This is a genomic window from Halomonas sp. (assembly GCF_031581305.1).
GTDB lineage: Bacteria > Pseudomonadota > Gammaproteobacteria > Pseudomonadales > Halomonadaceae > Halomonas.
Genome location: NZ_JAVLBC010000051.1, coordinates 1 through 12,108, shown reverse-complemented (window position 1 = coordinate 12,108; position 12,108 = coordinate 1). Strand labels below are relative to the sequence as shown.

The following is a 12,108-nucleotide window of genomic DNA, read 5'->3' as shown; positions in this document are numbered from 1 at the left end:
GCGCTGGGCGGGGGCCATCGACTCGGTGGGTAGCCACACCCTGGCCAACATCCTCGCCGGGACCCGCTATGGCGGCACCGTCGCCGCCTGTGGGCTGGCGCAGGGCATGGACCTGCCGGGCAGTGTTGCCCCCTTCATCCTCAGAGGCGTGACCCTGGCGGGGATCGACAGCGTGATGCGCTCCTACGAGGACCGCGTCGAGGCCTGGCGCCGGCTCGGTGAGCTGCTGGCCCCCGTGCAGCTCGATGCCATCACCCGCACGATCGGCCTGGAGGAGGCCATCGACACGGCGGGCGAGCTGCTCGCCGGTCGGGTGCGCGGACGCGTGGTGGTTGACATGGCACGCTAGTCAGGCGATCGGATGTGGGACCGCCAGGCATGAAAAGGGCAGGGCGCTAGCCCTGCCCCTTGTCATTTACCGCCTCGACAAGAGGCGGTCGTCAAGGCGTTATCAGCAAAATCCGCGTGAACCCTCGCCCACTCGGGCGGGGAGGTAAGCGGGCAGCGCGGTAGCCTGCTGGGGTTGCCCGACAGGATAAGACGACATACGCTGTACATACATCCATGCTATGTGCTTCGCTATGTTGAAGGCCACGAAGATACGCATCTACCCCACGACCGAGCAGGTGGCGTTTCTGAACCGCCAGTTCGGCGCGGTGCGCTTCTGCTACAACACCGGCCTTCGCATCATGTCCCATCGCTATAAGCGCCACGGCCAGTCGTTGAGTGCAAAACACGACATCAAAAAGCTGCTGCCGGTGGCCAAGAAGTCCCGCAAGTATGGCTGGCTGAAAGAAGCGGATTCCATGGCTCTCCAGCAGTCGTGCATCAATCTCGACCAAGCCTTCCAGCGTTTCTTCGACCCCAATCAAAAGACGGGCTACCCGCGCTTCAAGAGCAAGCGGGGCAAGCAATCCAGCTACCACTGCGTCGGCGTCAATGCTGGCGATAGCTGGATCAAGGTGCCCAAGCTCGGTCCGATCAAGGCCAAGGTGCATCGCAAGGTTGAGGGAAAGCTGAAAAGCATCACCCTGACCCGGACGGTCACCGGGAAGCACTACGCCTCGCTGCTCTACGAAACAGAACAGGTCGCCCCGGCACTGCTGAAGGATGTAGACGTTGCCTGTGTCGTCGGCCTCGACATGGGGTTGTCGCATCTTGCCATTGACTCCACCGGCCGCAAGATCGCCAATCCGCGCTTCCTCAAGCAGTCGCAGAAGAACCTCAAGCGCAAACAGCAGGCGCTGGCCCGCACGAAGAAGGGCAGCGCCCATCGAGCTAGGGCACGGCTGCTCGTCGCCAAGGCTCACGAACGCGTGGCTAACGCCCGCAATGACTTCCAGCACAAGCTCTCTCGACAGATTGTTGACGACAACCAAGCGGTAATCGTCGAGACGCTGAAGGTCAAGAACATGATGAAGAACGCCAAGCTCGCCAAGCACATTGGCGATGCGTCATGGCATGCCTTGACTGCCAAACTGGACTACAAGGTCAAGGAGCAAGGCAAACATCTGGTCAAGATCGACCCGTGGTTTGCCAGCTCCAAGACCTGCCATGTCTGCCAGCACAAGATGGACGCCATGCCGTTGAGTCTCCGGTCGTGGGAGTGCCCCGCCTGCCACACACAGCACGACCGGGACACCAACGCGGCGCTGAACATCAAGCATCAAGGCATAGTGAAGTTGAAGGCGGAAGGGCTGTCCGTCTCTGCCCATGGAGGCTTGCATAAGTCCGGCATGTCGCCGGCTGCTGCCTGAGAAGTGGGAAGCCTCGCCCGTGGCGCGTCAGCGCTTAGGGCGGGGAGCAGTCACACGTAGAAGTCCAGCTCCTCCTGAGCCTTGAGCAGATCTCGCATCTTGATCGGATCGTCGCCGAAGAAGAACACCAGGCCCCAGTGCGTGCCGAAAGCCGAACGGTCCGGCACTGTCTCCTCGGTCGGCGCCACCAGCTCGTGAGATTCGAAGTAGGGGTGCTCGATGGTTTCCTTGGGCATCTCCAGCCTGCTGACGACACGACGCCGTGGGTACACACCGAAGCAACCCGCATAGCCTTTTGCGTCGACCACTTCGCGGGGGAAGAAGGCATCGACCTCCTCCTTGGTGCTCTTGGGGTCGAAGACCAGCATCGATGCCTGATAGGCACTGAATCCGTAGGCACGCTCGATGAGCTCGAAGGCCTTGAAACCGGGCGGGCGATAGGCAACCTCGCCGAAGTACATCTCGCCGTCCGCTGCCACGAAGTACTCGGGATGGATCAGGCCGAACCGGATATCGAACGTCTTGATCAACTTCTTGATCTGCTTGGTGATGGCATCGCGCCAGCTCTCGAGTTCCCGTGTGGCGGGAACGAACACCGAGTAGCCCAGGGTCACGTACTCGGAGATGTTGAGGAACTTGATCTCACCATCATGGATCCAGGCCTCGACGGCAAACTCCCAGCCATCAAGGTGACTTTCCATCAGCAAGGGATACTCTTCGGCCGGAATGCTGTCGATCTCATCGATCTTGCGGATCATGCGGTGTCCGAGACACCCCGCCTTGTCGAAGGCCTTGACGTGAATCGGGTCATCGGGGTCGCCGTCGAGCTTGAGCAGTGTCTGGTTGACGCGTTTCATGAAGCGGATGATGTCGTCTTTCTCGTGGGCTTCCTCGAAGATCCCCACGCGAATACCGCCCAGCTGGGCGCGGCGCTTCATCAGTGCCTTGTCGCGAAACAGGATGGATTGTCCGTACATGCGGGGGCTGTCCATCAGGACGGAGTTGATCGCGCCTGACCATTCGACGGTTTCTTCGAATAGCGGGATGGCCACGTCAACGCCCTCCGCCTTGAGGGTTTCCGCAATTTCCATGGATCGATCATTCAGTCGCACGAAATCCCATTGGATGTACGGGATCTTGTTGGCCTCGCAGAAGTCGGCGGCCCAGTCTGGCGCCACCACCACGTAGCGGCGGTCAAACTGTTGCGCGGCCTTGATGGCATTGACGCTCCAGCCCAGCAGCGCGATGTACCCCTTGTTGGGGTCCTTGGGCGTTTCAGTGCCGCGGACAGAATCCAGTGTCGGGTCGGTCCAGCTTGAAACGTCCTTGTCGGCCGGGGTTTCTGATACAGACGACATGTACTGCACTCCTTCTGCCTTGGGCAGGATATTGACGCTCGACTTTCTACGGTCTTGTCGAGCTTGAGTGCCAAGCATCTTCGGCTAGCGCCTCGACGCCCAGCTATCTCGGGCCAGACGCATGGCCCGATCCACTTCATCGGTTGGAACATCGGCCGGCCCCCCCTTCTCGAGCGGGTCGTAGTGAAAGACGTATAGCCGCGATGCGAACTGGGCAACCGGTAGCGAGGCCTCACCGTAGAGCTCGCCATTGCCCTGGGTCGAGGTAACGATGCCCTGCCCCCAGTCCTGCCCGCTGTCGTTATTGGGATTGAAGAAATACACCCGCATGACCTGGCTCGGATCGAGGGCAAGGCGCTGGATCGTGATCGCGTGCCAGCCGAGAAAGCGCATGGCGCTATCGGTCACGGCAATACCGGCGGGCTGCGGATTGATCACCGGAATATTGCCGTTGTAGAAGGGGTGATAGGCGGCATAAAAGTCACGGATAAAACCTTCGAAGTCCTTCAGGCCGCCGGTAAACACATCGACGGCGATGCGGAAGCCGTGGCCCACATGATCGCCGTGGAATTCGGCGTTGACCCACTTGTGCGGATCCTCTCCGCGTCCGGCGCTGCGGCGCCCCATCTCGAAGTAGATGCGATCGAGGTGAGGGACGGTGAGCAGGGAGACGGCGTCCACATCCACGGGTGGTTCGGCTGCCAGGCCTGCGCCGAGCTCACGGGAGGAAAGGTTGTGACCTTCGAAGCGCATCACGATCTCATCGTCCCGCGCCGCCCAGGCGACGATCCGCAGCAGGTCAGCCGGCGTATTGAAGGCCCACATGGACAGGGCGCGTGTCGACTGGCAGGTGGGGTAATTTCCCTGACCCACGCCCAGCGGGCGGCCGAGCACATTGAGAACGTCGGCGAGAAGAAAGCATTCCGGCGAGCGGCGGTTTCCGAAAACGGCAACGATCTTCTCTGCCGCGGCATTGCACAAGGTCATTCTCAGCTGCCGCCACAGCGACGGGGCCACCGGCGGCGAATAGAGGATGCCGCGCTCGAGCATCATGGCAAGGCCGTAGGCGGCCTGGCTGGTCTCGGCAAACAGGGCCTCATCGATCAGCGTGTGGATCAATGCCGGGTAACAGTGAAAGGCGTCCGCCCCCGTATGGCTCAGGCCGAGTGCCGTGGGGATCAGCGCGTTCCAACGGTTGCGCAGGTAACGGATGAACCCCGGCATGTAGGGCGAGACCAGGCCGGTGCTGTGCATGGCCTGGGCAAAGGCAATGGCCTCCTTAAGCAGGGCCGCGTCGTCCATGCTCGCCAGCCGCTGGGCATACACCTCAAAACCGGGATCTTCACGGCAGCCCTCGGTAGGACTGAACACGGCATGGATCAACTGTAGGGCGTCGTCCCCCACCTCGCCGGCCATGGCGTCCGGCCGATCCTCCAGGCTGGGCAGGCAAGTGGCAATCTGGGTCACCATCTGCTTGACGCCATCCACCTGGACCGGGCGTTGCGCCAGGATTCGCCAGACTTCGGCCACCAGGTGCTCCAGAAGATTCCGGTAGCCCAGGTGTTGCAGCAGGTAGCGATACAGGGTCTGGACGGCGTACCCGAGGCGTTCAGGCCGCAGCCGGTCGCTCTCTTGCAGGTCGCTGACCACGATATCGAGGTTCATGGCCATCACCTGGGCAAGAAAGTGATGAGCGTGCTCCGCCGAGACGGAAGGGTGCGAATAATCGCCCTTGGCGACAGCCAGCAGGCGAATCTGGCTCAGGCCTTCCACCACGGTGGCAACGGGGTCGCCATGACGCACGGTACGAACGGCGAGGGATGGCACCAGCGTCTGGGGATAATCCCAATCGCTGCCACCGAAGAACCCGGCGGCCTCGATCGCCGGCACACGCGCATAGAGGACCTCAAGCCCCCGGTCGTTGAACATCAGAGGGCGTATCGCCTCGACGACCTCGAAGACGGGAGACACACCGGCAATGGCATTGGCGGCGTCGAGCCGTGCGATGGCGGCGTCGAGTTGCGTCACCCGCTCGCTCGACCCGTCGTCGTCGTGGTGGGCGGATTCGCCAGTCTCTTCGCTCATGTACCCAAGGTCCGCCCTGTCCCGAGTGATGTCAATCACATTCGGGCGGGCCATGCGCCGGACAGCCTGCTGCGGAGACGTCGTCGCCCGCTCAGTGGCAGAGGGCGTCGTGGGCCTGGTCTCGGGTCTGCTCGTGGCCGGAAGGCAGGGGAGCCGCGGGGTCGGTCAGCCAGGCCGCGATGTCTGCCTCGGTGCGCTCTCGCTTCGTGTAGCGGGTGAGCATGTGGTAGCCCTGTGGGTAGAGGGCCAGGCGTATGGCCGCCTTCTCGGGCAGTCGTGCGAGCAGGGCGCAGATCGCCTCCGGCGGGATGATGTGGTCCTCGGTGCCATAGAGGATCAGCGCCGGGGCGGGCAGCTCGCGGGCGGCCGCCAGGCTCGCGTCCATGGCCAGGCTCACCCCGTGCAGGGTATCGACGCGCGCACGGTGCAGGATCAGCGGGTCCTCGGCCAGCCGACGCTTCATCTCGGGGTCATCGGTGGGTTCGATGCCGAGATGTTGGACCGTGGTCGAGGAGAAGCTCAGCGCGGGGAAGAGGCGCACGCCGAGCCACAGGCCCAGACGCTGGTACCAGGGCATGGCCTCGAAGCCCCAGACCGCGGGCGCGATCAATACGCTGCCGTCCACCGGCGGCGGGTTGTCGCCGCTCAGGGCGAGGATCGCCACGGCGCCCCCCAAGCTGTGGCCGACCAGGTAGAGCGGGGTCCCGGGATGGCGCTCGCTCAGCAGGTCGGCGAGCAGGGTGACGTCGTCGGCCAGCCGCTCATGGCCGGGCCAGAGGCGTCGCTGGGCGGTGGTGCCGAAGCCGCGCTGGTCATGGGCATAGAGGGAAATGCCGCGGGGTGCCAGCGCCTCGGCCAGGACCTGGAAGGTGCCGCCATGTTCGTTGAAGCCGTGGATGCCGAGCACGATGGCCTGCACGTCGCCCTTGGCCGGCCAGTAGTGAAGCGGCAGCCGGTAGCCATCCTCGGCAATCACCTGACCCGCCGTCAGCCGGACCTCGTCGGTGCCCGGGCCCGGCGACTGGCGGATGGCTCCCTCGCCGCAGCCGGCCAGCAGGAGCAGGAGAGCCAGCGGCGCAAGCCGTCGCGTCATCAGGGTCCCGGCCTTCACCATTTTCCTCACGGTCGATGCGGATAGCCCAGGGCGTCTCGTAGCCGTTCGGCGTGCGCCGCCACCCACGCCGGGTCGATCGGGCCCCAGTCACGGATCACGTAGGCGCCGATGTTGTGGCGCTCGCCGGCTAGGTGCTCGAACTCGCAGAGGATGTCCAGCTCGCCCAGCGCCCCGAGGGTGTCCTGGGCGGTGCGACGGGGCATGCCGGTGGCCGCGGTGATGGCCGGTACGCTGGCGGTGCCGGTGGCCACCAGGTGGGCCACGTAGAGGCGGCGATAGAAGCTGGTGCGGGTCTTGCTCAGGGGCATGGCAGGCAGTCCTTCGCGTTAGAGGCTGACGCGGTCGATATGGCGACGAAAATACATCTCCAGGCGCAGGGTCAGCGCCCAGCGCGGGTCACGGTCGGCGTCCCGGGGAAAGTGCAGCGAGGGAGCGATGTCGAGGAAGGTGAAGCCCTTGTGGATGTCACGGCGAAAGCGCACCTCGAGGTAGCTGTCCTCGATGACGGGGCGGGAACCGCTCTCGCCGACCACCCCGCCGGAGGTGCGCAGGACGCTTCGGCGGTTGAGGCGGTGGTTGAGCTCCACGACCTGGCTGAACTCGAGGTGATCGACCTCTTCGCGCCACTGGACGTTGGTGATAAAGCGCAGGTGGCGCTTCTCGTCGATCGGCCTGCCCAGGTCCCAGCGGGTACGGGCGGAGTAGCCGTCGCCACTGAACCAGGAGAGGCGATTGTCGCTGTGGAGCTGCCAGGGACCGTCCTCCAGCGTCCAGAGCCGTTGACTGGTCAGACGCACGTAGGGCTCCAGCGGCAGGCGCAGCTTGATGCCGGCGCCGACCCGAGTGTTCCAGTGGCGGGTCTTGTCCTTGTTGCCGAGGCGGTTCAGGCCCACCAGCAGGTCGCCGAGACTGTTGGTGCGGTCATCGTTGAGCGCCGACTCTCGTTCCGACAAGGTGCCACGGGTCTCGTCGGGCTCGCTTTCGATGATCACTCGCAGGCGCTCCTCGGTGGTGGGCAGGTCGAGGCGGAAACGGGCGCCCAGGTCCTGGTTGAAGGGCTCACCCTCGCCCCAGTCCCACTCCTGGCTGAGGCGGAGGTAGGAGTCGGTGTCCACGGTCAGCGCATCGGTGGTACCGAAGAAGCCGTCGATACTGCGGGAGGTGCTCTCCACCCAGCGCGAGAGGCCGGCATGGAAGGGACCAATCCGCTTCTCGGCCCACGCCGGCAGGTCGCTGTCGTCGTCGACGTCCGGGGTGTCGGCATGGGCGGCGAGGCCGAGGGTGACCAGCGATATGGCCACCAGTGTCCGTAATCCCATCATGTCCGACTCTCTCGCCCTGTTTCGGGGAAGTCTACCGGCTTCGCCATCCTTCGCACCATTGTCGTGTGCCTACCTGGCTCGAATGCCCCGGTGCGGAAATTCAGCGGGAACACGTTGATTGATATCAAGGCATGCTGACAGGATAGTTGCCATCCTGAAGGAACATCGGGAGTTCCCGAGTAGTGCCTGCATGGCATTGGCCGTCAGGAGCGGCCCCATAGGAGGAGGCAAAATGAGCTGGAACGTTTTTATCATCGGCCAAGATGAGCTGAGCAAGCGGATGCTGCCGAACCTCCGGCACGTTGAGGACTATGCCTTCCACGAGCTGCTGTCGCTCGATGAGGTCGTGCACGCTGAGGAGTACCCCTTTGCTCGACTGACGGCGGATGCCCTCGACCAGCTCGAGCGCTTTCCTGGCTCGGTAGATGCCATCGTCGGTTACTGGGATTTCCCCACCAGCGGGCTGCTGCCGGTGCTGCGCCGGGAGCGGGGCCTGCCCGGCCCATCGCTGGAAGCATTTCTCAAGTGCGAGCACAAGTACTGGAGCCGCCTGGAGCAGGCGAGGGCCGTGCCGGAATGCGTGCCGGGTTTCCAGGCGCTGGATCCCTTCGACGACCGGGCCGTCGAGGCCGTCGAGATCGACTACCCGTTCTGGATCAAGCCGGTGAAGGCCCACTCCTCCCATCTCGGTTTTCGCATCGAAAACGCCGACCAGCTGCGCGAGGTGCTGCCGGTGATCCGTGAGGGGATCGGGCGTTTCGGGCAGCCCTTCGATGAGATCATGGCGCTGGCCGAGTTACCCGAGGAGGTGGCGGCAGTCACCGGGTATCACTGTGTCGCCGAAGAAATCATCTCCTCCGGCCGCCAGTGCACTCTGGAGGGGTATGTTCAGAACGGTGAGGTCCACCTGGTAGGTATCATCGACAGTCTGCGAGATGACACCCACCCCTCCGTGCTATTGCGCTACGAGTATCCTACTTTGCTGCCTGACGAGGTGCAGGAGCGGATGTTGGCGATCACCCGGCGTTTTCTCGCCCGGATCGGCTATGACGATTCACCGTTCAACATCGAGTTCTTCCTGGACGAAGAGAACGACCGTATCTGGCTGCTCGAGATCAATGCCCGGATCTCCCGCTCTCACGCGGCAATCTTCCAACTGGTCGATGGCGCGCCGCACATGCAGGTGATGGTGGACACGGCGCTGGGCATTCCGCCGCGCATGCCGCACCGTGAGGGTGATTACCCCATCGCCGCCAAGCAGATGTTGCGGGTCTTCGAGGATGGCTGGGTGCGCCGGGTACCGTCTGACGAGGAGATTCGTCAGGTCGAGGAAACATTCCCGGGCACCCTGGTGCATCTCAATGTGCACGAGGGCATGCGGCTGTCGGAGCTCAAGCACCAGGACTCTTTCTCCTACGAACTTGGCGTGCTGTTCATCGGCGGGGAAAGTCGCGAGGCGCTGACGGCGCGGATCGAGCAGTGCCGACAGATGCTCTCCTTCGAGATCGAGCCGCTCTCCTCGTGGCATCGTTCCTGAACCCTCAATACTTTTCCTGTTAGGAGGCCGTCTTGCGCGTCGTGACCGATTTCCCCTATGCGGTTGAATGTCGGGATCCCGTCTGGATCCCCATGGACGATGGCATAGAGCTGTGTGCTCGCCTTTGGCTGCCGGAGGGGGCGGAGGACGCCCCGGTCCCCGCCATTCTCGAATATATTCCCTACCGCCTGCGTGACGGCTCCGCCCGGCGTGATGTCATGCACCATCACTACTTTGCCGGGCACGGCTATGCCTCGCTGCGGGTGGACATTCGCGGCAGCGGTGATTCCGGGGGAGTGCTCACCGACGAATACCTGGAACAGGAGCTGGTGGACGGTGAGGCGATCCTGCGCTGGATCGCCGCTCAGCCCTGGTGCGATGGCAAGGTGGGCATGATCGGTATCTCCTGGGGGGGGTTCAATGGCTTGCAATTGGCCGCACGCCAGCCTCCCGAGCTTGGCGCGGTGATCAGTGTCTGCTCCACGGACGACCGCTACGCCGACGATGTGCATTACATGGGCGGCTGCCTGCTGGGTGACAATCTCTCCTGGGCCTCCACCATGTTCGCCTACAACTCCCTGCCGCCGGATCCGTCCGTGGTCGGCGATGCCTGGCGCGAGATGTGGCACCAGCGGCTCGAGGGCAGCGGATTGTGGCTGGCGACCTGGCTCGACCATCCGCATCGGGACGCTTACTGGCAGCACGGCTCCATCTGCGAGGACTTCTCCCGGGTCGAGGTGCCTGTACTGGCCGCCAGCGGCTGGGCAGATGGCTACTCCAATGCGGTCAAGCGACTGGTGGCGAACCTGCCCGACCGCTGCAAGGGGCTGATCGGCCCCTGGAGTCACAAGTATCCCCATCTCGGTGAACCGGGGCCGGCCATCGGTTTCCTGCAGGAGTGCCTGCGCTGGTGGGACCAGGGCTTGAAGGGTATAGACCGCGGCGTGGAGCAGGACCCCGCGGTACGGGTCTGGATGCAGGACAGCATGCCGCCGACGACCAGCGTTGGCTGCCGGCCGGGGCGCTGGGTGGCGGAGCCGAGCTGGCCATCGCCCAATATTCACCATTGGCGCCTGCCGCTGGCGCCGGGGCGGCTGAACCTCAATGGCGCTGCCTGCGAGGACGAGACTGCGCTGACGCTGCAGTCGCCGCTGACCTGCGGCATGTTCGCCGGTAAGTGGTGCTCCTATGCGGCAGGCCCCGACCTGGCCCATGACCAGCGCGAGGAGGACGGCGGTGCCCTGACCTTCGACACGCCACCACTGGAGGAGACCCTGGAGATGATGGGGGCGCCAGAGCTGGAACTGGAGCTGGCCGCCGACCGGCCCGTGGCCATGGTGGCGGTCCGGCTTTCCGATGTGGCGCCCGATGACAAGGCCACCCGAGTGACCTATGGCCTGCTCAACCTGACCCACCGCGACGGCCACGAGGCGCCGTCCGCGCTGGAACCCGGTCGCCGCTACCGGGTTCGCGTGAAGCTGAACGACGTGGCCCAGGTGTTTCCCCGCGGCCATCGTCTGAGGCTTTCGCTCTCGACTTCCTACTGGCCGCTGGCCTGGGCGCCTCCCGAGCACGTGCGCCTGACGGTCTTCGACAAGGACAGCGCGCTGCACTTGCCCGTGCGCCCGCCGCGTGACGAAGATGACCGGTTGTCACCGTTCGCCGAGCCAGAGGCGGCCCCATCCATCGCCACCACGCGCCTCGAGCCCGGGCACCATAACTGGTATGTGCATCGCGACCTCGCCGAGGATCTCTCCACCCTCGAGGTGATCAACGACAACGGTCGGATCCGCCTGGAGGATAGCGGCCTCGAGGTGGCGACACGCGCGGTGGAAACCTATCGCTCCCGGGATGATGACTTCGACTCCCTGGAGGCGACGACCCTCTGGGAGCGTTCGCTGAAACGGGATGACTGGGAGGTCAGCACGGTGACCCGCACCGTGCTGACTTCGACGGCCGGGGAATTCCAGCTGCATGCCACCCTGGATGCCTACGAGGGCGAGCAGCGCGTCTACAGTCGCAACTGGGATGTCACCATCCCGCGCCGACTGGTATAGCCGCCGACGCCATCAGCGCGCCAGGAACCAGCCCTTCATGACGTCGGTGATGCGGCACATGTCGCGCTCGGTGGTGATATAGGCCGGCATGGTGTAGAGCCAGCGGCCGATGGGGCGCAGCCAGACGCCCTGCTCGCGGGCCCAGTCGCCCACGCCGACAAGATCCGCCGCATCGTGGGCCTCGATCACCGCGGTGGCGCCCAGTATGCGCACGTCCGCCACCGCGGGGTGCTCGGCCAGTGCCGCGTCATCCAGCAGCGCCTCGCGTAGCACCCCATTGAGAACAGCGATCTTGCCCAGGTAGTCCTCCTCCTCGAATACCGCCAGGCTCTCCAGGGCCACCCGGCAGGCCAGCGGATTGCCCATGAAGGTGGGGCCGTGCATGAAGGCGTGCATCTCGCTATCGCCGATGAAGGCGTCATGCACCCGGTCGGTGGCCAGCGTCGCCGCGTGGCCCAGATACCCGCCGGTGAGCCCCTTGGAGAGCACCATGATATCGGGGGTGACGTCGGCATGGTCGGCGGCGAACATCCGCCCGGTACGGCCGAAGCCGGTGGCCACCTCGTCGAACACCAGCAGCACGTCGAACTCGTTGCACAGCGCTCGGGCGCCTCGCAGGTAGTGGGGCGAGGTCATGTTGAGGCCGCCGGCGGCCTGCAGCAGCGGCTCCATCAGGAGCGCCGCGATTTCGTGGTGGTGGCGCTCGAGCACCTCGCGCAGGGCGGCCAGGTCGGCTGCTACCGCGTCTGGCCCGGCATCGAAGGGCGCCGTGGGGGCCGGTGCGACGTGGTGGCGGGGCAGATAGCCCGCAAACAGCGAGTGCATGCCCTCCTCGGGGTCGCAGACCGCCATGCAGCCGGCGGTGTCGCCGTGGTAGG

At 64.6% G+C, this 12,108-nt stretch carries 9 protein-coding genes and 1 pseudogene; 4 read left to right on the top strand and 6 right to left on the bottom strand.

Annotated elements, in window-relative coordinates; genetic code table 11:
- Positions 1-349, top strand: a pseudogene (locus tag RI841_RS06300) (oxidoreductase); the annotation flags it as partial.
- 232 nt (positions 350-581) lie between these two features.
- Positions 582-1,757: an RNA-guided endonuclease TnpB family protein gene (locus RI841_RS06295; RefSeq protein WP_310704729.1), complete on the top strand. Its 1,176-nt coding sequence runs from the start codon at positions 582-584 to the stop codon at positions 1,755-1,757.
- Positions 1,758-1,807: 50 nt separating this feature from the next.
- On the opposite strand, the gene RI841_RS06290 is transcribed toward RI841_RS06295, so the two are convergent.
- The 5 genes from RI841_RS06290 to RI841_RS06270 all read right to left on the bottom strand — a co-directional run bounded on the left by RI841_RS06290 (position 1,808) and on the right by RI841_RS06270 (position 7,636).
- Positions 1,808-3,115 (bottom strand): carboxylate--amine ligase, encoded by a 1,308-nt coding sequence (locus RI841_RS06290; RefSeq protein WP_310704728.1) that lies wholly within the window; start codon positions 3,113-3,115, stop codon positions 1,808-1,810.
- Between the two features lie 84 nt (positions 3,116-3,199).
- Positions 3,200-5,200, bottom strand: coding sequence for a hypothetical protein (locus tag RI841_RS06285; RefSeq protein ID WP_310704727.1), 2,001 nt, complete (start codon positions 5,198-5,200; stop codon positions 3,200-3,202).
- Between the two features lie 91 nt (positions 5,201-5,291).
- On the bottom strand, positions 5,292-6,293 hold the full coding sequence (locus RI841_RS06280) for a lysophospholipase (protein ID WP_310704726.1): 1,002 nt from the start codon (positions 6,291-6,293) through the stop codon (positions 5,292-5,294).
- Between the two features lie 26 nt (positions 6,294-6,319).
- Positions 6,320-6,622 carry a winged helix-turn-helix domain-containing protein gene (locus RI841_RS06275; RefSeq protein ID WP_310704725.1) on the bottom strand — a complete coding sequence of 101 codons (303 nt, stop codon included), beginning with the start codon at positions 6,620-6,622 and terminating at the stop codon, positions 6,320-6,322.
- Between the two features lie 18 nt (positions 6,623-6,640).
- On the bottom strand, positions 6,641-7,636 hold the full coding sequence (locus tag RI841_RS06270; RefSeq protein ID WP_310704724.1) for a hypothetical protein: 996 nt from the start codon (positions 7,634-7,636) through the stop codon (positions 6,641-6,643).
- 232 nt (positions 7,637-7,868) lie between these two features.
- Between RI841_RS06270 and RI841_RS06265 the strand changes: the two genes are divergently transcribed.
- A complete protein-coding gene (locus RI841_RS06265) occupies positions 7,869-9,173 on the top strand; it encodes an ATP-grasp domain-containing protein (protein ID WP_310704723.1) in 1,305 nt (434 codons plus the stop codon).
- Positions 9,174-9,205: 32 nt separating this feature from the next.
- Positions 9,206-11,230, top strand: coding sequence for a CocE/NonD family hydrolase (locus RI841_RS06260; protein ID WP_310704722.1), 2,025 nt, complete (start codon positions 9,206-9,208; stop codon positions 11,228-11,230).
- Between the two features lie 12 nt (positions 11,231-11,242).
- Here RI841_RS06260 and RI841_RS06255 read toward each other — a convergent pair.
- The coding region (locus tag RI841_RS06255) for an aminotransferase class III-fold pyridoxal phosphate-dependent enzyme (protein WP_310704721.1) at positions 11,243-12,108 on the bottom strand (866 nt) is incomplete at its 5' end.